Genomic DNA, 26,994 nt, shown 5'->3' on the forward strand with positions numbered 1-26,994 from the left:
AGGGTTTCGGCCTCTGTGGATCACCCGCCCTCTCCTTTGTAGAGGGCCTCATTTGGCGAGACCGGCGAGCGTTGCGCTCGTGTCTTCCGTCATATTGGCAACGTAGGAAAGGTTTGCCTTGCCGGCCCAATGAACCTTCTGCCAGTAAAGCGGAATGACCGGTACGTCAGCAAACACCAGCTTGGTCGCCTTCTGCAGAAGCTCCACGCGCTTCTCTGCATCGAACTCGGCAGTCGCGACGCGCATCGCCTCGTCGAAAGCCGGGTTGGAATACTTGGTACGGTTGAACGAACCCGTGCCGGCATCCTTGTTGGCCGTCATCAGCAGATTGCGAAGGCCGGTGGCAGACGTCGGCGTCGAGTTGCCAAGCGAGAAGATGAAGGCGGAGAATTCGCCGGCCCCAGCCCCCTTGGTATAGACGTTATAGGGCTGAGCGACGACCCCGTTCACTTTCAGGCCGCCACGGGCGAACATCTGGCCGAGCGCCTGAGCGACCTCCGCGTCGCCCGGAAAGCGGTCATTGGAGGTGTGGAGGGTGATGCCGAAGCCATCCTTGTAGCCGGCATCGGCCAGCAGCTTCTTGGCCTCGTCCGCATTGAAGGCAGGTGCCTCGATGGATGGATCGTTTCCAGCCACGCCGTTGGGCACGAGCTGGCCTGCAGGTTCTGCCGAACCATCGAGAATACGGTCGATAATCAGCTGACGGTTGACGAGCTTCGAAAGTGCCTGGCGCACCTTCACGTCCTTCAGCGGGTTCTTGTCGAGCGGCTTGCCGTCCTTGTCGGTGATGAAGGGGCTCTTGTCGCGGGCGCTGTCGAGCGCAAGGTAGATTATCCGGGCCGATGCAGTCGAGAAAACCTTGAGGCCGGAAATACCCTGGAGCGTCTTCACATCGCCCGGCGGCACCGCATCGATCAGATCGACTGCGCCGGAGCGGAGCGCTGCAACGCGGGACGCATCGTTCGAGATGAACTTGATCGTGACATTGTCGAAGTCCTGCTTCTTGCCCCAGAAGCCGTCATTGCGGGTCAGAACCAGGTTGTCGCCCGGCGTCCAGGACTTAAATTTGTAGGCTCCTGTACCGATCGCTGCCTTGCCGCTGTTGAAGTCCTCGATCGACGCGCCTTCTGAGACCTTCTTCTCGACGATGTAGACAAAACCGATCTGCTCGATGAAGTCCGGAGTGGGCTTTTTCGTCTTGAATTCGATGGTCAGGTCGTCCAGCGCCTTCATGCTGTCGATCGCCCCGACATTGCCGGAAAAAGGTGCCGGGCTGTTCGGGATATTCCTGGCGCGGGTCAGCGAAAAGATCACGTCTTCGGCGGTCAGCGGATTGCCATCATGGAACTTGACGCCTTCGCGCAGCTTCACATGCCAGGTCAGCGGATCGATGTTCGTCCACGAGACCGCCAGCGCCGGCTCCACGTTGATTGTCGGGTCGGTCTGCACCAGGCGGTCGAAGACCTGCATGGCGATGTTCTGGTTGTTGCCGGTGCGCGAAAACTGCGGGTCGATCGCCGACGGCTCGGTGGCGCTGCCGAGCACGAGGTCAGCGGCCTCGGCCGAGCCGAGCGCGATGACCGAGGCGGCAATCCCGGCCAGGAGAAATTTCATCGGTTTCATTCTATCTGTTCCCTTCCTTTTTAGATGGCCGGTTCGGCCGTCGCATTTGTTGCCTGATGGGCGGCGAGATCGTTCAGGTGGCAGGCGCTGACATGGCCGTCGGCGTTTTCCTTCAGAGCCGGCCGGTCCGCATGGCAGCGATCGAAAGCCATGGGACAGCGCGGATGGAAATGGCATCCCGGCGGCGGATGGAGCGGCGACGGGATCTCACCCTTGATCGGTGTGAAGACACGGCGGCGATCCGTGACGCTCGGCAGTTCGCGGATCAGCGCCTGGGTATAGGGGTGTTTCGGATTGTCGAAGAGTTCATCCGGCGTCGCGCTTTCGACCACGCGACCGAGATACATCACGACCACCCGGTCGCAGATGTGCTTCACCACGCCGAGATCATGGCTGATGAAGAGGTAGGTGAGGCCGAATTCACGTTTGAGGTCCATGAAAAGGTTGAGAATCTGCGCCTGGATCGAGACATCGAGTGCCGCAACGGATTCATCGCAGACGAGCAGCCTTGGTTTCACTGCCAGCGCCCGGGCAATGCCGATGCGCTGCCGCTGGCCGCCGGAGAACTGGTGCGGGTAACGGTCGAGATAGGAGGCATCGAGGCCGACACGCTCGACAAGCGAAGCGACATAGTCACGAACGTCGCGGCCCTTGACGATGCCATGCACCTTGGGCGCTTCGCCGATCAGGTCGATCACCCGCTTGCGCGGATTGAGGGTCGACATCGGGTCCTGGAAAATCATCTGGGCGGAAAGCCGCATGGCGCGCCTCTCCTCGCCCTGAAGCGCCGTCAGCGGCTTGCGTTTCCAGCGCACCTCGCCTTCGCTTGCCGGCATGATTCCGGCCATCACGCGGCCGAGGGTCGACTTGCCGCAGCCGGATTCGCCGACGAGGCCAACGACTTCACCGGGATAGACGGCGAGGTTCACCTTGTCGACCGCGTGAACGGTCTTCTCCTCCAGTCCGGCCCCGAAAAGATTGGCGATCCTTTCGGCATAGTCGAGCTTGCGCGAAAAGCGTCGGCTGACGTTGACGGCTTCTACGAGCGGCACGGTTTGCCTGATCGAACTTGTCATGCGGCGCTCCAGAGATACGGGTGGAAGCAGCGGAACTCACGACCGGCGGCGATTTCGAGCATCGGTTCGGTGACGCAGATGTCGGTGGCCCGGACACAGCGGTCGCGGAAGGCACAGCCGGAGGGACGCGAGAGCGGCGAGGGGGCAAAGCCGGGGATAGGACGAAGCGGCTCGCCGCGCGGCACCGCGGCGGGAATGGCGCTGAGCAGGCCGGAGGTGTAGGGGTGGCGCGGCTCGGAAAGCACGCCGTCCACCTTCCCCGCCTCGACGATCCTGCCCGCATACATGACCATGATGCGATCAGCGAGCGCCGCCACCACGCCGAGGTCGTGGCTGATCCAGATCAGCGCCATGCCGAACTCGGCGGCGAGCCGCTTGATCTCGAACAGGATCTGCGACTGGATCGTCACGTCGAGCGCCGTCGTCGGCTCATCGGCGATGATCAGGTCGGGCCGGTGCAACAGCGCAATTGCGATTGCTACGCGCTGGCGCATGCCTCCCGAGAACTGGTGCGGGTAAGCGTCGAGCCGCTCCTCCGGCGAAGGAATGCCGACCAGACCGAGCGCATCGCGGGACCGGGCACGCGCCTCCGCACGCGAAACCTTGTCATGGGCCTGCACCGTCTCGATCATCTGCGTGCCGACCGAGAGAACCGGGTTCAGCGTCATCATCGGATCCTGAAAGATCATCGCGATGCGTTTACCCCGGATCGTCCGCATCGCAGACGGCGACATCTTCAACAGGTCCTCTCCGTTGAACAGGATCTGCCCGGACACGACACGGCCCGGCGGATCGACGAGGCCGAGGATCGAAAAGCCGGTAATCGACTTGCCCGAGCCGGATTCGCCGACCAGCCCGACGATTTCGCGCTGGCCGACCGTGAAGCTGACGTCATCGACAGCTTTCAGAGCTCCGCGGCGGGTCATGAAATGGGTGGAAACGTTTCGGACTTCGAGAACTGGGGGACCAATACTTGTCATAGGATGCTCACCTTTCGCCCAGCCGAGGATTGAGCACTTCACGCAACCTGTCTCCGACGATGTTGATCGAGAAGACGAGGATGAGGAGAAGCACGCCGGGGTAGACGCTGATCCAGTATTCGCCGGACATCAGCAGCTGGTAGCCGTTGGCGATCAGCAGTCCGAGGGAGGGTTCGGTGATCGGCAGGCCGATGCCGAGAAAAGAAAGCGTCGCTTCCGCCGAGATTGCATTCGCCACCTGCAGCATGCCGATGACGATCAGCGGCGGCAGACAGTTCGGCAGGAGATGGCCGATCAGAATGCGCGGCGTCGAGATGCCGAGCGTGACGGCCGCCTCGACATAATCCTTGTTTTTCTCGACCAGTGCCGCACTCCGGACGGCGCGGGCAAATGTCGCCCACTGCACAAGGATCAGCGCGAAGATCACCTTCCACAGCCCCTGCCCCAAAAGCGCCAACAACATCAGCGCCACCAGAATGGTCGGGAAGCCGAGCATCAGGTCGACGACGCGCATGATCAGTGTATCGATACGTCCGCCGAAATAGGCGGCGGTCAACCCGAGCACCGTGCCGACCACCAGCGCCACGATGCCGGAGAACACGCCGACGCCGAGGCTGGTGCGCAGGCCGTAGACCATGGCGGAAAACATGTCGCGGCCCTGGCCGTCGGTGCCGAGCCAGTAGGTCAGGCCGTCCATGTTTTGCGAGCCCGGCGGCAACTTGGAATCGAGGATATCGAGAGCCGCGAGGTCGTAGGGGTCCTGCGGCGTGAGAAAGGGCCCGGCGATCGCGGCAAACAGCAGGATGACGCAGACCACGGCGGCAATAACGGCTTTCGGACTGCGGCCGATACCCATGATCAGACGGCCAAGCAGCATGTCCTCGCGGAAAAGAGCAGTGGCGCTCATGATGCATCTCCCAGGCGAACGCGCGGATCGACCAGCGAATAAAGCACGTCGACCACGAAATTGATGAAGATGAACAGACTGACGATGACCAGCAGGTAGGCGACCACCACCGGCCGGTCGAGCCGCATGATCGAATCGATCAGCAGCTTGCCGATGCCCGGCCATGCGAAGATCGTTTCGGTGACGACGGCAAACGCCAGCATGCTGCCGAGTTCAAGACCGATCACGGTGATCAGCGGGATGAGGATGTTCTTGAACACGTGCACGAACACGATGCGGCGTTCGGAAATCCCCTTGGCGCGAGCGAATTTCACGAAATCGAGCGGCATGGTCTCGCGCACCCCGGTGCGCGTCAGACGGATCACCAGCGATAGCTTGAACAGAGAGAGATTGATCGCCGGCAGGATGAGGTGCTTCAGGCCATCCAGCGTGAAGAGGCTGGAATGGAGACCGAGAAACTCCCCCACCGGGCCACGGCCCGTGGAGGGCAGCCAGCCGAGCCAGACGGAAAAGATCATGATCAGCATCATGCCTTGCCAGAAGCTCGGCAGCGAAAAGCCGAAGATCGAGCCGGTCATGATCACTTCGTCTGTGGCGCTGTTCGGCTTCAGGCCCGAAAGCAGGCCGAGCGGAATACCGAGCAGGATCGCGAAGACGAGGCCGGTCAGCGTCAGCTCCAGCGTCGCCGGCAGGCGCTCGAAGATCAGCGCGATCGACGGGCGGTTAAAGACGAAAGAGCGGCCGAGATCGCCGTGCAACGCGTTCCAGGTAAAGGTGAAGAACTGTTCCCAAAGCGGCTTGTCGAGGCCGAGCGACGCAACCACCTGGGCGCGTTCGGCCTGGCTCGCATCCGGCGAGATCAACATTTCCGCAGGGTCGCCGATCGCATAGATGCCTAGAAAGACGATGACCGCGGTCACGACCAAGACAGCAATGCTCTGCAGGAAGCGGCGGATGACGAAGACCGTCATGACGTACGCTCCCGCTTACCCTTCATCCCCCAAGGACAGAGAATTCCCATGGAAAAATGTTCCCTTTTTCTGTTTGTTGACGATCACGATAACGGCGCCGGAGAGATGCGCAATATTATGAGTGGAATGCATGAGCCTATGCGTTTTGCGCGCGAGGCAGACGTGCCTGGCTGTCTCCGCTTGTGTTCGGCGGTCCGTTGCCCATAGGATCGGATCATGAATTTCAAGCAGCTCGAAATCTTCAAGACGATCATGGATACCGGCTCGACCATGGCGGCTGCAGCCCAGCTCGGCCTGTCGCAATCGGCCATCAGCCGTCAGCTCGCCTCGCTGGAAGAACAGATCGGCCGTGAACTCTTCCTGCGCGACAAGGGCAGGCTCATCCCGCGCCCGGAGGCCCGGCTTCTGGTGAACGAGGTGGACGACGTGGCTCAAAGCGTCGCTCGGCTCCGAACCAAGGTCGGCGACGTGGTTTCCGGCGCCTTCGGCGAGGCGCTTGTGCGCGTTGCCTTCCCCCACAGCCTTTCGACCACCATGCTGCCGCCCATCGTCGCGCGTTTCAAGGCGGATCATCCACGTGTGACGGTGGAGATCCTGAGCGGTCCGTACGACGCGATCGAGCGCATGGTCTACAACCGCACAGCCGACCTCGGCTTCGTGCGCCTGCCGGTCGAACAGCACTCCTTCGACGCCCGACCGCTCTTTGTGAGCGGCACGACCTGCGTCATGCCCGCCGGCCACCCGCTTGCGGCAAAAGAAGCGATCGATGTCAACGATCTTGCCCGAAACGACCTGATCCTGCTTGGCCGGCAAAGGATCAACCGCAACGAGCTGGAGCACGAACTGCGCCGCATGGTTCCGACCTATCGCTGCAGCCTTGAAGTCCATTCGGTAGAAACCGCCTGCGCCTGCGCCGCCCAGGGGCTCGGCATAGCGATCGTGCCATCGTTGATCGCCGAGTTTTTCCGCAGCGACGCAGTCGCCATGCGCCCGTTCCTGCCTGACAAGGTCTCAGATTATGGGATCATCATCCTTCCCGGAACACCGCTGTCCTGGACCGCGGAGGCCTTCATAAATGCCATCAAGCCCGGCAGCAACGACGATATGACGGCGTCAGCCTGACAGAAAAATCGGGTGCCGGCTGAAGCCTTGGATTTCGCAAACCGATCGCAGCAGATAGATTGAAGATCAACCTCCCTTTTTGTCCCGCCACCTGCAATCCACGTTCACGGAAAACATCATGAAAATCACCGGCATCGAAACCGTTCGCATCGACGAACGCGAAAACCTTCTCTGGATTCTGGTCCACACCGATGAAGGGATCACTGGTCTTGGCGAGACCTTCTATGGCGTTCAGGCCGTCGAGGCGCATGTGCATGAATTCATCGCGCCGCGCGTCATCGGCCGTAATCCGTTACAGATCGACCTGCTTGCGCAGGATCTGGTCGGTTACATCGGTTTCCGCTCCTCCGGCGCGGAAGTGCGCGGCAACTCGGCTTTCGACATCGCGCTCTGGGATATTTTCGGCAAGGCGACCAACCTGCCAATCGCCCAGCTTCTCGGCGGTTTCACCCGAAGCGAGATCCGCACCTACAACACCTGCGCCGGCACGGAATATGTCAAGCGCAATACAGGACAGCAGACCAGCAATTACGGCCTCACCGCCGGAACGAGCTACGACGACCTGAACGGCTTTCTCTATCGCGCCGACGAGCTGGCGGAATCGCTGCTGGAAGAAGGCATTACGGCCATGAAAATCTGGCCTTTCGATCCGGCGGCCGAAAAGACCCGCGGCCAATACATCTCCCTGCCGAATCTGAAGTCTGCGCTTGAGCCGTTCGAGAAGATCCGCAAAGCCGTCGGCGACAAGATGGACATCATGGTCGAATTCCACTCGATGTGGCAGCTCCTGCCCGCCATGCAGATCGCCAAGGCGCTGGCGCCCTACCAAACGTTCTGGCATGAAGACCCGATCAAGATGGACAGTCTCTCGGACCTGAAACGTTATGTCGAGGTTTCGCCCGCTCCGATCTCGGCATCAGAGACGCTCGGCTCCCGCTGGGCTTTCCGCGATCTGCTGGAAACCGGCGCGGCCGGTGTCGTCATGCTTGATATCGGCTGGTGCGGCGGCATTTCCGAAGCCCGCAAGATCGCCTCGATGGCGGAAGCTTGGCACCTGCCGATCGCCCCGCATGACTGCACCGGACCTGTGCTGCTCTGCGCCTCGACGCATCTTTCGCTGAACGCGCCGAACGCGCTCATTCAGGAAAGCGTGCGGGCCTTCTACCGCACCTGGTATCGCGACCTCGTCACCGCGCTCCCGGAAGTGAAGAACGGCGTGATCACCGTACCGCCCGGCCCGGGCCTCGGAATGGAACTGCACCCGGATCTCGGCAAGGCATTCACGGTGACCCGCAGGATCTCCGACGCAAAAAGCCTCTGATCAAACTGTGTCAACCCGCCAAAAACTACGGAATCACTAAGGCAATGAAGCTCGAAATTGCTCCGATCCTCACGCCTTCGGGGTCTATAAGATTTTATTTGCTAATATCAGCAATATGCATTTGCAAAATAGACCCATTTTCGGTGTGATATTATCACAGCGGATGCATGAAAGAGCCGGAGGCCTATCAGGGAATGATCATTAATGTCGAAGTCTAAGAAGCGAGTAAGCGTGGGGCGCCCCACGATGATGGATGTTGCTGCCGCGGCGGGGGTCTCCCAAGCTACCGTCTCATTGGTTCTCAGTGGATCGAAAGGCGCCCGGCTTGCCGACGCCACGCGGAGCCGCGTGCTGGAAGCGGCGCAAACGCTTGGTTATCGTTTCGTGCGCCGCGGAACCAAGACGGCGCCGGGCGGGCGATCCACGATCGTCTTCGTCGCCGACGAAACCTCAACGGATCCCTGGATGTCGCTGGCCTTCGAAGGCGCCCGGGACAAGGCCCTTGAATACGGCATCAACGTTCTGATGGCAGTCAGCCACGGCGACGCCGATGTTGAGACCAGTATCGTCGCCAACCTGAGGAAGTTGCCCATCCTCGGTCTGATCTACGGAACGATCCTGACCAGGCTCGTGCAGATTCCCGCAGCCATTGCCGACCTGCCCATCGTCCTCGTGAACTGCTATGACGAGCATCGCGAACATCATTCCGTTCTACCCGGCGATCTCTTGGGCGGTCGCAGCGCTACCGAGCACCTGCTTTTGTCGGGGCGTCGGCGGATCGGCTTCATCAATGGCCAGCAGGGAGTGGATGCCGCACGAGATCGTCTCAAGGGTTACAAGCAGGCATTGGCCAGCAACGATATAGCCTACGATCCCGCGCTGGTGCGCCCAGGCAACTGGGAACCATCGGCCGGCTACGAGATGACGCTGGAACTGATGGCGTTGGACAACCCGCCCGATGCCATCTTCTGTGCCAACGATATGATGGCGGTCGGTTGTTTCGACGCGCTCAAGCAATTAGGCGCCAAAGTCCCGGATGATGTCGCCGTCATTGGCTTTGACGATCGCGATATCGCGCAGTATACGCACCCTCCCCTGTCGACCCTTGTCCTTCCCCTCTACGAGATGGGGCGGACGGCCGCAGAACTGCTTATCGACGCGGCCGGCGGCCTGCACACTACTCCCAGCCGCATAAAGGTTGAATGTGAACTGATTGCGCGAGGGTCCACGGCCAAGCGCCGCTTCGACGATATCGAATCCAGCGTGGCAGCGCAGTGATCGCTTGACGACACCCGCCCGTGCGGCGGGATGCCTGCATCAGCCCGATTGACGGATGCTGCGAAAGCGGTCGAAGGCCACTGCAATGACGATAAACGAACCGACGAAGGCGCCTTGCCAGAAGGTGCTGATGCCCAGCAATATCAGACTGTTTCGGATCACCTCGATGAGGAGCGCCCCCACGAGCGCTCCAAAGGCCGTGCCTATTCCTCCGGCGAGATTGGCCCCGCCGATGACGGCCGCCGCTATAACGGAAAGCTCCATGCCCTGACCAAGATTGGTTGTAACACCGCCCAGCCAGCCAACTTCCAGCACGCCGGTAATCCCGGCTGTCAGTGCTGAAAACACATAGACCGAAACCTTCAATTGCCTGACGGGAATGCCCGTAAGCTTGGCCGCATTTTCATTTCCTCCCATAGCGAAGAGGTGTTGCCCCCAGCGGGTCCATCTGAAAAGGAAACCCGTGATTGCAGCCAGAACGACCAGGGCGATGAGCGGGTTGGGCAATCCCATGGTGGAGCCGCCCCCCAGCGCCAGCAGCAGAGCGTGATCCGGGCCGAACTGGTAGATCATCTTGTTGTTGGACAATACCATGGCGAGAGATCGCGCCACGGATAACATCCCCAGCGTGACCACGAAGGAGGGCATGCCGGCGTAAGCGATCAGCACCCCATTGACCACCCCCACCAGGATTGCGACTGCCAGCGCCGCCGGGACGCCGATCCAGAACGGCATGCCCGCCGACATCAAAACGGCTACGGTCATGGACGAGAGCACGACGGTCGACCCAACCGACAGATCTATGCCTCCCGAAGCGATCACCGCGGTCATCCCGAGCGCAATGATGCCGACGAATGCGAAGTTACGCGAGACATTGAACAGATTCCGCTCGGTCGCGAATGTGTCGGTCAGCACCGACAGTGCCAGGCAGGCCAGTATCGCAGCCATGAAGACCCAGAATGTCTGGTGGCTGATGAGGCGCGATCGCAGACCGCGATGCTCGGACTGGTCGATGACGTCAGCCAGTGAATTTGCTGTCGACATTGAATTTCTCTTCCCCTGATCGTTCATGCGAACTCGATTGCACCGGTGATGAGACCGGTAATCTCCTCGGGCGAGGAATCACCCGACTTCTTGTGGGCCACCAGACGGCCGCGGCGCAGCACTGCGATTTTGTCCGCCACCTGAAATACATCCGGCATGCGATGGCTGACCAGCACCACCGCAATGCCATGGTCGCTTAGATAACGTATGAGATTGAGCACCTCCGCAACCTGCCGCACGGAAATCGCGGCCGTGGGCTCATCCATAAGGATGATCTTCGCATCGCTGAGAAGCGCGCGGGCAATGGCCACGGCCTGCCGTTGGCCGCCGGACATGCGCCTGACCAGATCGCGAGGCCTCGTCTCGGACTTGAGGCGAGCGAACAGTTCTCCGGCCTTCATGCGCATCTGCGCGTAGTCAAGGATGCGGAGCGGGCCGAGCTGCTTGGTCAGTTCGCGTCCCAAAAATACATTCGCGGCCGCCGACAGGTTGTCGCAAATGGCGAGGTCCTGATAGACCACCTCGATTCCGGCGCGCTGGGCATCCAACGGCCTATGAAACTCGGCTTTGCTGCCGGAGATGAAGATCTCGCCGGAGCTCGGCGCAAAATTTCCGGCTATGACCTTCACCAAAGTGGACTTGCCAGCCCCGTTGTCGCCCATCAGGCCGATGACTTCTCCCGGCTCGACGGAGAGCGACACGTCGCTCAATGCATGGATTGCCCCAAAATGCTTGCTCACTCCCTCAAGTCTCAGCGCGCTCATATGCCTCCCTTTCTGCTCCTCTTCGGATGAGAACCGATCGCGGAGCGCGATTCGTGCCTTGGCAGGGCCAGCCAGTCTTGCTGCATTTCCGCGGCCCTGGCTGCGACGCCTGCTAAATTCCCGCTTGACTGCTTCGCTAATTAAGTGCTGTTATTAGCACATAATATGATCAAATTCGCAATAGAGTAGATCATCGAACTTGGTCCGAACCGGCTTCGGTTCGCACCGCAGATTTGTGCCGCAATCGGAGGGTCAGGGCGGCAGACAGTTCTGGCGCGCGCTTGGACAGAATTGTGTTTGGCCGCGCCGGATGAAACCCAAACGGAGGAGTGCACTGCTTTGAGGTACGTAAATCAGATTTTGGCGGCTGCCCTTGTCCTGGCCGCCGGCGCAGCAGAGGCGCAGGACAAAAAGACCTTGGCTATCGTCGTCAAGGGACTGGACAATCCGTTCTTCGAACAGATCAACCTGGGTTGCAAGGACTGGGCGAAGAATAATCCCAATTCAGAATACGAATGCCTTTACACAGGTCCGGCATCCAGTGCCGACGAGGCCGGACAGGTGCAGCTCGTTGATGACCTTATCGCCAAAGGCGTTGCCGCACTTGCCATTTCCCCATCCAATGCGTCGGCCATGGCCAACCGGCTCAAGGAGATTGGGCCGAAGATGCCGGTCATGACGGTCGATGCCGACCTCTCGGAGGCAGACCGTAAGCTGCGCGCCGCATATCTTGGAACCGACAATTACCTGATGGGCGTGAAAATGGCCGAGCAGGCCAAGCGGCTTAAGCCGAAGGGCGGAACGGTTTGTCTGCAGTTGGGCAACGTCGGCGCCGATAACATCAATGCCCGCGCAGCCGGTTTTCGAGATACCATCGCAGGCTCCAAAGGGGTCGATCGCCTGTCCGGGCAAGGCGGCTGGAGCGAAATCCAAAGCTGCCCGGTTTTCACGAATGATCAGATCGACCTTGCCAATCAGCAGATGGCCGATGTCTTCACCTCCAACCCCGATCTCGATGCCTTTATACTGATCGGAGGATGGGCGCAGTTTGCGCCGCAGGCCTATGCCCAGGTCACCGACCAGGTGATGGATCGCCTGAAAAGCAATGACCTGATCATCGTGGCAGGCGACACCCTGCCGCCGCAGGTACAGGCCTTCAAAGATGGCCGAAGTCACGCCCAGGTGGGTCAGCGTCCCTTCGAAATGGGCCAGCGCGCTCCCGAGGTCATGATCCGGTTGATCAAGGGGGAGGCCGTGGAAGACACGATCTACACCGGCCTGGATGTCTGCACGCGCGAAGAACCGGGCTTCTGCGCCAAGTAGCCCCATAGGGTAGTCCCGATGCGATCCCGTCACGGCGCTTCGACACCGTGACGGCCCGCCAAGGTTGCGGAGCTATATCCTTGTTTCAGCGTGCGCATGGGATTTTAGGGGAAGTAAATTGAAACTTCTGATCACTGGACTAACGGGAAAGGTGGGAAGCAATTTCCTGCCCGGGTTTCTGGCCGCCGAAAAGTTTTCCGGCTGGTCCCTGCGTGCGCTCTGCAACAATCGCGTCATCGAACATCCGGCGGCCGAAATCGTGCGTGGTTCATTGGCGGATGCGCAGACGGTTTACGCCGCCATGGATGGCGTAACTCATGTGCTGCACATGGCAGCCGTCAAGGAATCGCCCGATCTGGCGATCGACGTCGGCGTCAAAGGCCTCTTCAACCTGCTGGAGGCCTTTCGGGCCTCGAAGACCGCGAAGCAGTTCGTTCTGATCGGCGGAGATTGCTCCGTGGGGCACATTTTCCACCCTTACGATGCTCCCATTACCGAGAATTCCCCTCGCCGGGCCTATCCGGGTTGCTATGCGCTTATCAAAGTGATCGAGGAGGTCATGCTTGAGCAGTACCGCATCCAGTACGGCATCAATGCCTGCTGCCTTCGGGCACCCTGGATCATGGAGAAGGACGACTTCCGCTATGTCTTGAGCTTTCGGGACCAGTTCGGCGGGCCCGCGTGGAATGAACTCCTGTCGCCGGAGGAAATCGCCCGGCATGCCGAGGCCGGCGCCATCCCTTTGCTTCGCGATGCAGGCGGCGCTCCACTCAAACGCAATTTCATCCATGTCAGCGATCTCGTCAGCGCCATTCTTCTGACCTTGGATAATCCGGCTACCGATGGCGAACTCTTCAACATCGCAATGGATGTTCCGCTTGATTACGCCGGCGTCGCAGCCCAGCTGAAGGCCTCGCATGGCCTGCCTGCAGTGGAAATTTCGACGCCCTACCACAGCAACTGGCTCGACAATACCAAGGCGAAGATGCTGCTCGGCTGGCGCCCGGTTGTCGATTCCGAGCTCCTCATACAACGCGCCTGGGCCTATTCCCGAGCGCCCGATGACCCGCGCCGTGTCTGGTACCCTGGGTAGCACACGCGCCAACAATATCCGACGCCGGCTCCAGGCGGTCCCGCATGTGGCCGCACGGGCAACGCCAGGCCAAGGATGTACCGCCCGCGGCACGTAAATGTAGCGAGGGCATTCAGAAACGTTGGGGAGCAGGGCCGTGTCTGTGCTCCCAAAATGGGAGGATGGACAATGAAACTGAAACTTGCCGTCTCGCTTGCCATGCTGGCTTCCGGTCTGACTGGCCCCGCTGTCGCTCAAGACAAACCCCAGTTGGCTTTCGTCGTGAACGCGGCCTCCGACTTCTGGAAACTCGCCGAAGCCGGGGTCAAGAAGGCCCAAGGGGAATTGCCGGGCTACGAACTGCAGTTCCGCTACCCGGCCCAGGGTACCGCTGCCCTGCAGAACGCCCTGATGGATGATCTTGTCGCTGCCGGTACCGATGCAATTATGATATCTTCGGCCGATCCGAAGAATTCAATCGATGCATTCAACCGCATTGCAGCGCAGGTGCCCCTGTTTACCACCGACAGCGATGCGCCCAACAGCAAGCGCATCGCCTATCTCGGCTCTTCCAACACCCAAGCAGGTGTTCAGGCCGGCGAAATCGCCGTTGCTGCGATGCCCGAAGGCGGAAAATGCACGGGTTTTGTCGGGTTCCTGGGAGCGGACAACGCAGTCGAACGTATCGCTGGCTTCCGCAAGGCCGTCGAAGGATCCGGGATCGAGCTCGTCGACGTGCGCGGAGACGACGTGGATTTTGCCCGAGCCCGGTCAAACGTCGATGACGTGCTTGCCGCAAACCCAAACATCACCTGCATGGTGGGGTTTTATTCCTATAACCCTCCCAAGATTTACGAGGCTCTCCAGGCTGCGGGCAAACTCGGAGCCATCAAGGTCATCGCATTCGATGAGGATCCGGTTACCCTCGGAGCGGTCCGCGAAGGCAGCTTCGCCGGCACCGTCGTACAGGACCCCTACCAGTGGGGCTATCAGGGCATGCATCTGATGGCGAAATATCTCGAAGGGGACAAGTCGGGCATTCCTGCGGATGGCCTTATAATCGTTCCGACGAAAGTCATCAAAGCATCCAATGTCGATGCCTTCGAGAAGGAACTCAAAGAGCGCATTGGCGGGTAAAACTCTTCCCGGTCGGCGCTGCGGCATTGGGCTCGGGCCTCGCCGGGCCCGGTGTGCGCTTGTCACTTCGTATATCCGCTCAACGGGCCGAAGCATCACTGTTGCTGCAAAATCAGATGGCCACGACTTATGATGACTAAAGAGGATCCGAAGCGCCCCCTGTTGGTGCTCGAGAACATTTCCAAGGCCTATACCGGCGTCGTGGCGCTCTGCAATGTGTCCATCACGGTCATGGCCGGCGAAGTGCTGGCTCTGATCGGAGAGAATGGAGCCGGCAAATCCACACTGATGAAGATTCTTGGGGGTGTCGTCCAGCCCAGCTCGGGTCATATCATTATCGATGATGTGCGATGCGACGGATTTTCGGTGACTGAGTCCCAGTCCGCGGGGATCGCGTTCGTACATCAGGAGCTCAACGTATTCGATAATCTCGACGTGGCCGCCAACATGTTTCTGGGCCGCGAAATACGTAAAGGTTTCCTCAGACTGCTGGATGTAAAGGCCATGCGTGCCGCAGCCGAACCGCTTTTAAGGCGCGTCGGTGCCACGTTCGAGGCCGACACCCCGGTCGCTGCTCTGTCACTCGCCGAGCGGCAATTGCTCGAGATCGCCAAGGCGCTCTCCATCAAGGCGCGCATCATCATCATGGATGAACCAACCTCCTCGCTCACCTTGTCGGAAACGAAAACGCTGATGAGCGTCGTTGCCAGCCTCAAGGCCGAGGGCATCGCGGTCATCTACATATCGCACCGCCTGAGCGAGATCGAGGAATGCGCCGACCGCGTCTTCGCTCTGCGTGACGGCAAGGCAGCCGGTGAACTCTGCAGGTCGGAGATCCATCATGATGCCATGATCCGCATGATGATCGGGCGCGACCTTCATTCCCTGTATTCGCCGCCGTCACGCCCAGCCGGCAGGTCCATCCTGTCCTTAAGGAGTGTCAGAACCCGCGCGCGACCACGGGCCCTTGTCGACTTCGATATCCACGATGGCGAAATTCTGGGAATGGCCGGACTGGTGGGCGCGGGACGGACAGAATTGGCCGAAGCCATTTTCGGCATCGACGCCATTGTCGAGGGTCAGATCACGCTGGCGGGCAAGCCGTTCAGGGCCGCGTCGCCGCACGACGCCATCCAGGCCGGCGTCTATCTCGTGCCGGAGGATCGGAAACGGACGGGCCTCGTGCTCGAAGCGGCCATCTGTGAAAATATCTGCCTCGCCGATCTCGCAGCCGTGTCGCGCAACGGCTTGGTTTCGCAGAGCGCTGTCAAGGCGCGTGCCGAGGATCAGCGTATAAAACTTGGAATCAGAACCACCGATGTCATGCGCAGAACCGCGGAACTCTCTGGCGGCAATCAGCAGAAGGTTGTCCTGGGCAAATGGCTTTCGATGCGACCGGCGCTGGTCATTTTTGACGAGCCCACCCGCGGCATCGATGTCGCCTCCAAGGCGGAGATCTACAGGCTCATGCGTGCTCTGACCAACGCCGGCGTCGGCGTCCTGATGATCTCCAGCGACATGGAAGAGGTGATCGGCGTGTCGGACCGTATAGTGGTATTGCGAGAAGGGGAAATCGCCGGATCGCTATCGCGGCCGGAATTCTCCGAACACAATGTTCTCAAGCTCGCTGTCGGCGCAAACTAGGAAACAGACCGATGCATAAAAAAGATTTGGGATTGGCAGTCCTGATCATAATTGTTGGAACGGTCGTTTACCTGCGGAATCCGCTATTCCTCTCGCCGATCAATCTGGGCAATACGGCAAACCTCATCGGTCTGTTTGGTCTCTTCGCCATCGGACAAGGCTTTGTCATCATGACGGGTGGTATCGACCTCTCGGTCGGCTCGATGATAGCACTGCTTGGCGTCCTATTTGTCGACATGGTGGGAAAGTTCGGCGTCCCGTGGCCGGTGGCAATTCTTGCCGTCCTCGTGATCGGAACGCTTCTTGGGCTGGCTCATGGGCTGCTAATCACCAAGCTCAAGATGCAACCCTTCGTCGTGACGCTGTGCGGCCTGCTGATCTATCGCGGCGCCGCGCGCGGCTATACGGGAGAAGCCACTGCCGGCTTTCCCTTCGGCACCAGGTATCCCGCGCTGGAATGGCTGACGATCGGGCGCACTTTTGGAGTTCCACACTCCTTTTATGCCATGATAGTCATCGGCATAATCTGTTGGTTCCTGCTTCATCGCTCGGTCTTTGGCCGACATTTGCAGGCTGTGGGCAAGAATGAGGACGCAGCGCGCTACTCTGGCATCCGCACCGGTTTCGTTATCACGACCGCCTATGTGATCTGCGCGGTGCTGACCGCCGTTGCTGCGGTTTACTTCGCCATGTTCACCAGATCGGTGCAGCCCTCGTCGCATGGCAACTTCTACGAACTCTACGCAATTGCCGCCGCCGTCCTCGGCGGCTTCTCGCTTCGTGGCGGAGAAGGCTCGATCATCGGCGTCGTGTTGGGGGCGGTCCTGCTTCAGGAATTGCAGAACCTCGTCAATCTTTTAGGCATCCCCTCATCGCTGAACTTCGCGGTAATGGGAACGGTGATTCTCGCCGGGGTTCTCGCAGATCAGCAGTTCAACCGCTATCGGGCCAAGCGAAGGGCCGCAATGGCGCTCGGCATACTGAACAGGCAAGCCTCCCCGCCCCCACAGGCGGACAGCTATCCATCGGGCCACCATAACTAACGAATTGCGAGATCGCCTGCCGGCGTGCATTCGCCAGCACAAAAGATGGCTGAAGCCGCTCCTTTCGATATCAGGATCCTCCCCGATGCCCCTAAGTTTGAGGGGGCGGTCCGACCATGTAATGCCTCTCACCGCGCCGGCAGAGGTAAACTTCGCGTTCCGGATTAGCCTCAATAACGAAGCCCGAACTACGAAGCATTGCCTCCATTGCGGCCTTGTTGGGAATGAACCAGTTGGTCGGGTCGGAGGCGTAGCGTTCTTCGATGAAAAAGAGCTTCGGATAGTCCGGGCGATCGAAGACCGCCCATTCTGAAAAATCATAGTCTTCCTGGAGATCGGGGGTGCGTTCGTCCCCCCGCTGAAGACACTGAAAAAGCATCAGATCTCCAACGACGTGTTCGTAAAGCAGGTCAAGCGCCAGGAGCGGATGGCGAAGGTGGTAGAGCACCCCCATGAAAATCACCAGGTCGAACTTTTCGTTCAATTTGCCGACTTCATAGATCGACATCTGCCGGAACTCGACATCGAGCCCGCTATGTTCGGCAGCAAAGTGGGCCTGGCGGAGATAGTGAGGATCGGAGTCGATGCCCAGCACGCGGCCGGCATTTCGTCGTTTCATTTCCAGCGAATAAAATCCGGCATTGCAGCCGATATCGAGAACGCTGCGCCCTTCCAGATCGTCTGGAAGGGCGTGCTGAAAATTTTTCCACTTGAAGGCCGGATAATCCCCGAGAAAGTGGTCCGGTGCGGTCTCGACGCCTTGAATCCGCATGTTGTGGAACCAGGGACCGAGCTCGGCGATCTCGCGTTGCAGGCTGTGGCTCTCCCTGCTCTTTCTTGCCTCCACCCTTAAGCCCTCACATCCATTTCGTAAGCAGATGATTGCCGAACGGCCTGCCAGGACGGTTTTCCGGCACCAGTTCCAAGCACGACCGTGAACCAGTCCGCGGTGTGCCGCAGCCCTTCCGAAAGAGGGACCTTTGGCTCCCATCCGAGGAGTTCCTTGGCGCGTAAAATGTCCGGGCGACGCCGTTGCGGATCATCCGCGGGCAAAGGTTTATAAACCGGCTTGGCCATGGTGGGTGCGATTGCCATCACCATCTCGGCAAGTTCGTTGATGGTGAATTCGCCCGGATTGCCGAGATTGACCGGCATGCCGGGATTCGGATCGACATCCATCAACGCCATCAAACCCCTGACAAGATCGCTGACGTAACAAAATGAGCGGGTCTGCTCGCCGGTGCCGTAGATGGTAAGCGGCTTGCCCGAAATCGCCTGGACGAGAAGGTTGGAAATGATGCGACCATCGTTCGGCTGCATGCGCGGTCCGTAGGTGTTGAAAATCCTGGCGACACGAACATCGACCCTTTCCGCCCGGAGCATGTCGAAGCAAAGGGCCTCGGCCGCCCGTTTGCCTTCGTCGTAGCAGGCGCGAGGGCCGATGCAATTGACATTGCCGCGGTAATCCTCACGCTGGGGGTGTTCCACCGGGTCCCCGTAAACCTCGCTTGTTGAAGCCTGCAGGAATGAAGCGCCATCCCGTTCCGCAAGCGCCAGCAGGTTTCCGGTGCCCGCAACGCAGGTCATCATCGTATGGACGGGATCGGCTTGATACTGGGGCGGTGAGGCCGCGCAAGCGAGGTTGTAGATCTGATCCAAGGGCTCGTCGATCTCGTGGAATTCGCAGATATCCTTCTCGATCAGCCGAAAGCCGGGATGGTTCATCAGCGGGCGGATATTGTCTTTCGAACCGGTAATATAACTGTCGACGCATATCACCCGATCGCCGCGCGCAAGCAGGGCGTCGCAGAGATGCGAACCGACAAAGCCGGCCCCTCCGGCGACAAGAACGGTTTTACCATTTCCGGTTCCGGTTCTTTGCAGCATTACAATCTCCTCAAGCTGAAACGGGCTGAAATGTGGATTCTGTTCGGGACATTCGCTGAGGCCAATCTCCGAGAGCCGCTATAAGTTCGCGGGCGCGGGCAATCCCGGTATGGCTCTGCACGACCACACTCCTCGCGTTTTTGGCTAGCGACCGGCGGTGCCCCTCATCCAATCCTGTGAGCGCCTCGACCGCATCCTCCGTCCGCTTGGCGACGATGATCGCTTCGCTGTCAGGCAAAAGCTCATCAAGTCCTCGCCAATGGTCGCTAATGATCGGGGTTTCGCATGCGGCAGCCTCGAAAAGCCTGACACTCGGCGACCAGCCGGCTGCAATCATGTCCGACCGGGTGACATTGAGCGTGAAGCGTTGCCGGCTGTAGAAGCTCGCATGCTCGCTCGGCGGAAGGTGCTCGATACGTTCGACATTAGCCGGCCAGTCGATCTCATGGGGATATTGCGGCCCAGCCACCACAAACCGCAGTCGCGGCAGTCGCCTGGCCGGTTCAATGAGAAGCCTCTCCAGTGTCGGTTGGCGATCCGGGCTGTATGTACCAAGATAACCGAGATCCCAGCGGAAGGCCTCCTGGGTATTATGATACCTTTCAACATCCACAGAACAGTAGAGGGCTACCGCCTTCCTTGCTCCATATCGCTGTTCCAGACGCGGAAGAACCTCTCCTCCAGAGAAGGAGAAATAGGCATCGAAGAGGGGAATCTGCCGCCGGGCAAGATATTCCTCATCACCTCGATCGAGCTTCGCGAGCGTAACGGGAGTATCGATATCGTAGAAGCAAAACCGCTTGGGCTGCAATGCGGCGACTGCATCAATGACCGCCACTCCTTCCGGCACATAGGAGCCGATAATCACCGCGTCCGCATTATGAAGGCGGCCTGCATGGGAGCCGATCATTCCAGCAATATCGGAATAGTAGGCGAGTTCGCAGAAGTCGGGATCCGGCAGGTCGCGCCTTGTGGCATACCAGGGCACGTCCCGTTCGAGGAACAGCACCCGGTGCCCGCCCGCCTGCAATCCACGGATCAGCGCGCGAAAGGTCGTGGCATGGCCATTGCCCCAGGAGGAGGAGAGCGAGAGACCGAGGAAAACGATGTTCAATGGCTTTGTCATTCAGCCGCCTCCATCCGGGCACCGGCATGGGCGCGGAAGATCGCATCCACCTCTTCGGCACGATGGGCATAGGTGTGATCGGCAAGTACCCGTGCAAGCGCCCTCTCACCAATCGTCTTTGCTCTTTCCTGCGTGAGGCCGGAGAGAATATCGGCAACGTCGCGGCCGTCGCGTGCGACCAGGATTTCCTCCTCAGGCTTGAGGAACAAGTCGATGCCTTCCCAATGATCGGTAATCAGACAAGCTCCCGCCCCAGCCGCCTCGAAAACACGCGTTGCCGGCGAAAACCCGTTTTCCGCCATGCTGGCACGAGAAATATTGAGAACGGCCTTCGGCGTGACATTGAAGGCGTTGTGGTCTCGGGTGGAAACGTGCCCGATATATTTTACGTTCGAAGACTTCGGCTTTTCTTCCCAGCCGGAGCCGCCAAGCAGAAACGTCTGACCTGGGAGTTGGGCAGCCGGTTCGAAGAAAAACTGCTCTACCCGCGCCTCGCGGTCCGGCAGGCGATTGCCGAGAAAACCGAGATCGGCGGAAAAGCGTGGATCCTGTGGCGCCGGATGATGGGTTTCGGGATCGAGAGCGTTGTAAATCGGCACACAATTTGCCGCGCCCATGGAGCGATAAGCGTTCACGACGGGTTCGCCGCCCCCATAGGTGAGCACAAGATCGATGTCGCTCAAGGCCTTGCGAAGCGGCTGATCCGGAGCGGCCCGCAAGTCGGCAAGCGTGGCCGGCGCATCAACGTCCCAGAATATTTTTAGGGCCGTCTGGCGTGCATTCTGGAGAACCCTCTCAAGGAGGCGATCATCTTCGAAACCGACGCCGCTCGCCTTGACGACGATATCCGCCTCGGCAGCTTCGGCAGTCACCGCGTTCAAGGCATCCACCGTGCCCTCGTAGACAACCACCCTGCACCATTCCGGTGGATCGATATCCCGGTTCTTCTGGCGATCGAAGACATCCGGTTCATAGAAGGTGATGTCGTAACCTTTGTCCGCCAGGGCTCTCAACAGACCGCGATAATAGGTGGCAGCGCCATTCCAGTAGGCGGATACGAGGCTTGATCCATAAAAGGCAATCTTCATTCCGCGGCCTCCCTGACAGCGAGCTTCTGGGTCACCCTCTGCGTTCCGCATGCGGCCAGTATGGAAAACAGCTCATCGACACGATGGCGGCAGGTGTGGCGCGCGCGGATGGTTTCGAGGCCCGATGACACGAGCGAGGCGGACAGGCCGGAGTCGGATAAAACGTCGCGAAGCAGTTGCATCATCTCTTCCCCGTCGCGCGCGATGAGATAATCGCTGCCGGGCCGAAAGAGATTTTCGGCATCGTTCCAGAAGGCGGAGATCAGGGGAACGCCACAGGCCAGGGCCTCAAAGACGCGGATGGTCGGAATGCCGGGAAGATTTTCGACATAAGGTCGACGAGGGATGTGAACCGTCACCTTGTTCTGAGCAAAGGCCCGCGGTGCCTCAGCATTGGCGATCCAGCCTCCATAAGCGATCCCTGCCTCTTCGAGCGCTTGCAGCGCATGGCCGGGATAGCGCACGCCGCGTACCGTCGTCTTCAGGCCAAGTCGCCGGGACGGTTGCACGAGATATTCCATGATTTCGGCGGATCGTTCGTTGTCGCCCCAGTTGCCGATCCAGATCAGGTCGCCGACCTTTTCGATCTGCGGCAAGGGACGGAAAAGTGTATCGTCCGCAGCCTCGTGCCAGGTAAAGACGGACTTGCCCCAGCCGGCTTTGAGATAGCGTTCGCGCAGGGTTTCACCAAAAGCTAGAACGCCGTCGTAATCGCTGAGTTTGAGGCCGGCTATATCCCCCTCGGCCGATACCGCGCGGTGATGGGTATCGTGGAAGAGCAGCGTAAATTTGCCGCCGTCGCGGCGAGCCCTTCCGATCCGTTCCACCAGTGCCGGTTCGGTCCATTCGTGGACAATTACGACATCGGCATTAGCAATCGCCTCTTCGTGCTCGAAATTGCTGCCGTAGACATAGGTTTGAAGTTCGGGGAAATTTTCATGGAATTTCTCGATCGCCATCGGCCCCTGATCTTCGACCAGACTGGTGCGGCTCCAGGCGTTTTCCGGTTCGAGCGCGAATGCTCGATGCCCTCGGCGGATGAGATCGCGCATCACGCCCCGGAGGAAATGAGCGTTTCCATGATTCCAGTCCGAAATCAGGGAATGGGTATAAAAGATGAACTTCATGATCACTCCGCTGCGGTAAGAGCTGGGCGGTTCGCCGAAAGGAGGCGTAAGTAAAGCGCCATCACCGCATCGGCCTGCGCCTCCAGACTGTACTTTTCCGATCGGACAAGCCCCTCTTCGGCAAGTGTTGTTCGCAGGGAAACGTCGCGCGAAAGCCGATTGATGGCGTCGACAAATGCCCGCGGTTCACGGGGATCGGCAAACAAGGCAGCTCCGTCCCAGAGTTCCCCGTAGGTGGGTATATCCGCCAGCACCAAAGCGCTTCCGCTTCTGGCCGCCTCCAGGGCAACAAGGCCGAAGGGCTCGTAAACGGATGGAGATGCGACGATTGCCGCCCGAGCCATCATCGCCATAGCGTCCGTGTGGGCAAGCTCGCCGCTGTGAACAGCGTTGCGAATGGGGAGATACTGGCCATTAGGTCCATGGCACGCACCCGCCATTACTAGCGGCCATTTTATCTGACCTGCTGCAGCGTCCAGGATGACGCCGTTCTTTCCATCATCCCACCAGCGGGCTGCGGCGAAGACAAAATCCTCCTTGTCCCGTGAGCGCGCCGCGACCCGGCTCGCATTGTAGACAACCTGCAATCCGTCGATCGGGCCATATGCCCGACGCAGCATCGCCGCATGGCTATGGCTCGGTGAAAGCACGGCGTCCGCGCGATCGAAGCCTCTATAATTCAATCGAAATTGCCATTGCCACTCGTTAGGCACTGTCTGGCCGCGCACTGCGGCAAACCAAGTGACGACACAGGAATGCGACACCACCACCACCGGCACCGACGTTTCCAGCCCCACTGCCTGGGAAGGCAGATTGAGATGGACGAGGTCGATATTTTCTCGTTCTATAAGATCGTCGAGGAGGCGAGGAACCTGTTTCAACGCCTCTTCATCTTCGACCAGCCAGTCGAGCGGGGCGTCCAGCCAGACGAAGCTGCCGATAGACTCCGCCTCCCGCACCTGTTCGGATGATGGTCGTGGCCCGAAAGCGGCAAACACCGTCTCGACGCCTTTCGACCGCAATCCCAACGCCAGATCGAGCCCGTAGCGCCAGACCCCGCCAACCGCATCGACGGTCATCAATACTCGGCCGAGTTCCGGCCGTCCGTCTTGTGCCGTCATGCCCGCACCTTCCGCTTTTCCGGGAGGCGCGGCCGGCCCCCGAAGCGATTGTCAGCCAACCATTCCGCTAGATGTCGCAAACCGCTCTGCCAGCGTATCCGAGCCTGCCAACCGAGTTCCTGTTCCAGCTTGCGGGTATCCGCGACGAAGTAATACTGGTCCCCAGCACGCCAATCACCGAAGCCGGTTTCCAGGGAATGGCCAGTCAGTTTCTCGATCTCGCTGAGAACAGCGACGATGCTGACCGCGTTGAGGGGGCCGCCGCCGAGGTTGAACACCCCGCCCTTGACCCTCTCGATGTTGGAAAGGACCGCGCGATAGGCTGCCACCGCGTCGTCTACATGCAGGATATCGCGAACCTGCTTGCCGTTGCCATAGATGGAGATCGGCTCACCAGACAGGGCGCGGATCAGGAAATGCGCCACCCAGCCCTGGTCCTCGGTTCCGAACTGGCGCGGCCCATAGATGCAGCTCATGCGCAAGACGGCGGTGGGGATCGAATAGGACTTGGCATAGTCGAGGACATATTGGTCCGCGACACCTTTCGAGCAGCCATAGGGTGTGCAGAAATCGAGAGGTCTGTCCTCGCCGATGCCATGTGACCGCACATCCTCATGGATGGGAATATAGCGATCTTCCACTTCGACCATTTTCAGATCTTCCAGCGCACCATAGACCTTGTTGGTACTCGCGAAGATTACCGGGGCATTCCTGCCTGCCTTGCGTACGGCCTCAAGCACATTGATCGTGCCACGCGCATTCGCCTCGAAATCGTCGATCGGATGAGCAAGACTCGTGGTGACCGCGGTCTGAGCGGCCAAATGAAAGACCGCCTTGGCATCGCTGAAGGCGGCCTCGATTCCGCGCAGGTCGCGCACGTCCGCGAGCACCGGATGGACACGCTTGCCATGACGATCCATAAGCCAGGCAAGATTCTGGTCGACGCCGGGTCGGCCCAGATTGTCGAGGATCACCACATCCTCGCCCTCCTGCAGCAAGCTATCGGCAATGTTGGAGCCGATAAAGCCACTCCCGCCAGTAATGACCAAAGGCGCTGCACCGGTGTTAAGGTTCGGAGTTGCGAGCTGCGTCACCTCCTCGATACGCGAGACGCCGCCTTCCATGAGCAACCGGGCAAGCAGTTTCGGTTGATAGTCGTGGGTGACCGCGCCGAGATGATAATGCCGGGGGTCGAACCACAATCCCTCCTGCACGGGTACGTTGGGGGGCACGTCACACCAGGAATACCAGTACATGCGATCGGCCGGGACGTGGAGCGCCTTCGTGAAACGCCGAGCCTGCTCCATCTCGTCGCTGCGCCAAGTGGAATATCCTGTCTCGGTAACCCAGACCTCCGCATTCCGATTGTAGCGATCCAGGATCTTGCGCATCTCGCCGAGATGCATGTCCCAGCCGCCCCAGGTGCCGGTTTCGCTGTCCCAGGTACCTGGGAAACCATGGAAGCCGACGGCGTCGACGACACCCAAAACACCGCGCTCGCCCATCAGGTTCAGCCAATAGGGATCGAATGGGCAAGGTCCTCCGAGGACGGGCTTCCAGCCCCGATGTTTGGCCCAATAGGCTGCACCTCCGACCATTTCGCAAAACAGCAGAAAGTCGCTGTCCTCGCGCCAATCCCAGTCGAGCAGATTGTTTGGCTCGTTCCAGAGTTCGATATGACTGAAATGCTTTCCGTATCGAGTCAGCACATGATCGACGAAATCCGCATAGGATTTAAGGTCGGACGGAGCTCCGGAAGAGCGGCCTGTCCGCGAGAGCGAAGGCGGCGTATAATGAATACAAGGCAGAAGATCGATCTCCTTGCCAAGCTTGGGGAGTAGCCAGTCGAACCATTCCTCCCCACCCGATGCAAGATACTCGGCCCAGGACAGATGGGTGCGCAGATAGCTTGCTCCGCTTGCGAGGATACCGGGAAGGATCTGCTCCGTCCGCTCGAATTCACCCGGGCGAAACCATTCAACGAAACCATAGGACCGATGGTTGCCCGCGCGGCGTGACGAAGAACCTGCGGCGCTCATGATACCAGCCCCCGCTCTTCGAGCTGCCGCTTCATCTCCGCTCCGCGATCGATCGCGCCCGCATTTCGGACCCAGTCGGCAAAAGGCCTCAGCGAATTTTCCAAACGATGCGCCGGCTCAAAACCAAGAAGCTCACGCGCCTTGGAAATATCGGCGAAGCAGTTGCGGATGTCGCCGGAGCGGGCCTTGTTCATGATGTCCGGCCGGATGTGGGGTACATCCATGGCATCGGCCAGCAACGTTGCGACCTCGGCGATGGTATAGGCCTGGCCGCTGCCGACATTGATGACATGCCCCGCGGCATTCGGCTTCTGGAGTGCCAGCCGGAAGGCACGCGCGACGTCACGGACATGAACGAAATCGCGCCGCTGCTCGCCGTCTTCGAAAATCATCGGCGGCTGGCCGTTGGCGAGCCGTGAAGCGAAATTGGCAAGCACCCCGGTATAGGGATTGGATAAAGCCTGCCCTGCACCGAAGACGTTGAACAAACGAAGCGCTACCGCCTCGACGCCATAAGCTTCGCCGAAGATCAACACTTGCTTTTCCTGCGCGTATTTTGTCAGCGCATAGATCGATGCGAGATCGACGGGCTTTTCCTCATCGGTCGCGACTGGTATCAGGGCTTCGCCAATGGGGCTGCGCGGATTCCATTGCCCTGCCTTGATGCTCTCGCTCCTGCGGCGAACGAGATCCAGCTGATGTCCATCTTCGGTGCGATATCGCCCTTCGCCATATACGCTCATCGATGAGGCGACGACGATGCGCTTGATCGGACGGCCGATCATAGCTTCCAGAAGAACCGCGGTCCCAAGGTCGTTGCCGCCAACATAACGGGCGATCTCGTACATGGATTGGCCTACACCAACTTCCGCCGCGAGATGAATGACGCCTTCCACGCCGTCAAGGGCCTTCTCCACCACCGGCTTGTCCCGAACGTCGCCGCGAAAGACTTCCGCCGCATCAGGCACCGACGCTTCCCCATCACCGTGAACTTGGTCGATGAACGCGTCGAGGATACGCACCTCATATCCGTTATCGAGAAGTTCCTCGGCCACATGACGGCCGATAAAGCCGCAACCACCAGTTACAAGAATTGCTGCCATTGTGTTTCCTAGAGGTATGGAACAAAGCTTTTGATGCTGGCCGAACAGCGGTCAGGAACAAAAGTTCCTTCATCAATGACATCTTTGTGTTCTATGACTTCATCAATGACATCTTCCTATGCGGCAGGAACCGTAAGCAGAGTCTCCGGTTAGGGCAGAAATTCACACGCCATGACGGGATAGAGATGTGACCGCTCA

At 59.6% G+C, this 26,994-nt stretch carries 23 protein-coding genes; 8 read left to right on the forward strand and 15 right to left on the reverse strand.

All coding sequences use genetic code 11. The features are described 5' to 3' along the window. Positions 1-48 precede the first annotated feature (48 nt). The 5 genes from C5L12_RS06710 to C5L12_RS06730 are packed head-to-tail and all read right to left on the reverse strand — an operon-like array spanning position 49 to position 5,557. On the reverse strand, positions 49-1,614 hold the full coding sequence (locus C5L12_RS06710; RefSeq protein WP_245422786.1) for an ABC transporter substrate-binding protein: 1,566 nt from the start codon (positions 1,612-1,614) through the stop codon (positions 49-51). Positions 1,615-1,643: 29 nt separating this feature from the next. Further along, positions 1,644-2,699 (reverse strand): ABC transporter ATP-binding protein, encoded by a 1,056-nt coding sequence (locus tag C5L12_RS06715; protein WP_105371241.1) that lies wholly within the window; start codon positions 2,697-2,699, stop codon positions 1,644-1,646. After that, complete coding sequence (locus tag C5L12_RS06720) at positions 2,696-3,679, reverse strand: ABC transporter ATP-binding protein (RefSeq protein ID WP_205839312.1); 984 nt, start codon at positions 3,677-3,679, stop codon at positions 2,696-2,698. Before C5L12_RS06720 ends, C5L12_RS06715 begins: the two co-directional genes overlap by 4 nt. Positions 3,680-3,686: 7 nt before the next feature. Beyond that, positions 3,687-4,586, reverse strand: a complete 900-nt coding sequence (locus C5L12_RS06725; RefSeq protein WP_105371242.1) for an ABC transporter permease — start codon at positions 4,584-4,586, stop codon at positions 3,687-3,689. Continuing rightward, positions 4,583-5,557, reverse strand: coding sequence for an ABC transporter permease (locus C5L12_RS06730; RefSeq protein ID WP_105371243.1), 975 nt, complete (start codon positions 5,555-5,557; stop codon positions 4,583-4,585). Before C5L12_RS06730 ends, C5L12_RS06725 begins: the two co-directional genes overlap by 4 nt. A 216-nt stretch (positions 5,558-5,773) precedes the next feature. Between C5L12_RS06730 and C5L12_RS06735 the strand changes: the two genes are divergently transcribed. The 3 genes from C5L12_RS06735 to C5L12_RS06745 all read left to right on the forward strand — a co-directional run bounded on the left by C5L12_RS06735 (position 5,774) and on the right by C5L12_RS06745 (position 9,278). Continuing rightward, positions 5,774-6,679 (forward strand): LysR family transcriptional regulator, encoded by a 906-nt coding sequence (locus C5L12_RS06735; RefSeq protein ID WP_105371244.1) that lies wholly within the window; start codon positions 5,774-5,776, stop codon positions 6,677-6,679. 118 nt (positions 6,680-6,797) lie between these two features. Continuing rightward, entirely contained in the window at positions 6,798-8,000 is a 1,203-nt protein-coding gene (locus C5L12_RS06740) for a mandelate racemase/muconate lactonizing enzyme family protein (RefSeq protein ID WP_105371245.1), read from the forward strand. Between the two features lie 246 nt (positions 8,001-8,246). Then, complete coding sequence (locus C5L12_RS06745) at positions 8,247-9,278, forward strand: LacI family DNA-binding transcriptional regulator (protein WP_105371246.1); 1,032 nt, start codon at positions 8,247-8,249, stop codon at positions 9,276-9,278. Positions 9,279-9,317: 39 nt separating this feature from the next. Here the strand turns inward: C5L12_RS06745 and C5L12_RS06750 are convergent, their stop codons facing one another. Together C5L12_RS06750 and C5L12_RS06755 are read right to left on the reverse strand one after the other, a co-directional pair. After that, positions 9,318-10,322, reverse strand: coding sequence for an ABC transporter permease (locus tag C5L12_RS06750; protein WP_105371247.1), 1,005 nt, complete (start codon positions 10,320-10,322; stop codon positions 9,318-9,320). Positions 10,323-10,345: 23 nt separating this feature from the next. Then, positions 10,346-11,086, reverse strand: coding sequence for an ATP-binding cassette domain-containing protein (locus tag C5L12_RS06755; RefSeq protein WP_105371248.1), 741 nt, complete (start codon positions 11,084-11,086; stop codon positions 10,346-10,348). A 339-nt stretch (positions 11,087-11,425) separates the two neighbouring features. On the opposite strand from C5L12_RS06755, the gene C5L12_RS06760 reads away from it, so the two are divergent. From C5L12_RS06760 to C5L12_RS06780, 5 genes are all read left to right on the forward strand, one after another. Further along, positions 11,426-12,409 carry a sugar-binding protein gene (locus C5L12_RS06760; protein ID WP_105371249.1) on the forward strand — a complete coding sequence of 328 codons (984 nt, stop codon included), beginning with the start codon at positions 11,426-11,428 and terminating at the stop codon, positions 12,407-12,409. A gap of 118 nt (positions 12,410-12,527) precedes the next feature. Then, a complete protein-coding gene (locus C5L12_RS06765) occupies positions 12,528-13,502 on the forward strand; it encodes an NAD-dependent epimerase/dehydratase family protein (protein WP_105371250.1) in 975 nt (324 codons plus the stop codon). A gap of 168 nt (positions 13,503-13,670) precedes the next feature. After that, positions 13,671-14,618, forward strand: a complete 948-nt coding sequence (locus C5L12_RS06770) for a sugar-binding protein (protein ID WP_105371251.1) — start codon at positions 13,671-13,673, stop codon at positions 14,616-14,618. 132 nt (positions 14,619-14,750) lie between these two features. Continuing rightward, entirely contained in the window at positions 14,751-16,262 is a 1,512-nt protein-coding gene (locus tag C5L12_RS06775; protein WP_105371331.1) for a sugar ABC transporter ATP-binding protein, read from the forward strand. 11 nt (positions 16,263-16,273) lie between these two features. Next, the gene (locus C5L12_RS06780; protein WP_105371252.1) at positions 16,274-17,305 is read left to right on the forward strand and encodes an ABC transporter permease; all 1,032 of its coding nucleotides are present in this window, start codon (positions 16,274-16,276) and stop codon (positions 17,303-17,305) included. 91 nt (positions 17,306-17,396) lie between these two features. Here the strand turns inward: C5L12_RS06780 and C5L12_RS06785 are convergent, their stop codons facing one another. From C5L12_RS06785 to C5L12_RS06820, 8 genes are read right to left on the reverse strand one after another with little or no spacing between them, the layout of a single operon-like run. Continuing rightward, positions 17,397-18,152: a TIGR04290 family methyltransferase gene (locus tag C5L12_RS06785; protein WP_170109053.1), complete on the reverse strand. Its 756-nt coding sequence runs from the start codon at positions 18,150-18,152 to the stop codon at positions 17,397-17,399. Between the two features lie 2 nt (positions 18,153-18,154). After that, complete coding sequence (locus C5L12_RS06790) at positions 18,155-19,192, reverse strand: UDP-glucuronic acid decarboxylase family protein (RefSeq protein WP_105371254.1); 1,038 nt, start codon at positions 19,190-19,192, stop codon at positions 18,155-18,157. Between the two features lie 10 nt (positions 19,193-19,202). Beyond that, positions 19,203-20,318: a CgeB family protein gene (locus C5L12_RS06795; RefSeq protein WP_105371255.1), complete on the reverse strand. Its 1,116-nt coding sequence runs from the start codon at positions 20,316-20,318 to the stop codon at positions 19,203-19,205. Further along, positions 20,315-21,406: a CgeB family protein gene (locus tag C5L12_RS06800; protein ID WP_105371256.1), complete on the reverse strand. Its 1,092-nt coding sequence runs from the start codon at positions 21,404-21,406 to the stop codon at positions 20,315-20,317. The genes C5L12_RS06795 and C5L12_RS06800 overlap by 4 nt, the downstream gene beginning before the upstream one ends. Next, positions 21,403-22,533 (reverse strand): CgeB family protein, encoded by a 1,131-nt coding sequence (locus C5L12_RS06805; protein WP_105371257.1) that lies wholly within the window; start codon positions 22,531-22,533, stop codon positions 21,403-21,405. The genes C5L12_RS06800 and C5L12_RS06805 overlap by 4 nt, the downstream gene beginning before the upstream one ends. A 2-nt stretch (positions 22,534-22,535) precedes the next feature. After that, on the reverse strand, positions 22,536-23,654 hold the full coding sequence (locus C5L12_RS06810) for a glycosyltransferase family 4 protein (RefSeq protein WP_245422787.1): 1,119 nt from the start codon (positions 23,652-23,654) through the stop codon (positions 22,536-22,538). Further along, on the reverse strand, positions 23,651-25,693 hold the full coding sequence (locus tag C5L12_RS06815; protein ID WP_105371258.1) for an NAD-dependent epimerase/dehydratase family protein: 2,043 nt from the start codon (positions 25,691-25,693) through the stop codon (positions 23,651-23,653). The genes C5L12_RS06810 and C5L12_RS06815 overlap by 4 nt, the downstream gene beginning before the upstream one ends. After that, on the reverse strand, positions 25,690-26,796 hold the full coding sequence (locus C5L12_RS06820) for an NAD-dependent epimerase/dehydratase family protein (protein ID WP_105371259.1): 1,107 nt from the start codon (positions 26,794-26,796) through the stop codon (positions 25,690-25,692). The genes C5L12_RS06815 and C5L12_RS06820 overlap by 4 nt, the downstream gene beginning before the upstream one ends. Positions 26,797-26,994 lie beyond the last annotated feature (198 nt).

Source organism: Neorhizobium huautlense, assembly GCF_002968575.1.
GTDB lineage: Bacteria > Pseudomonadota > Alphaproteobacteria > Rhizobiales > Rhizobiaceae > Neorhizobium > Neorhizobium huautlense.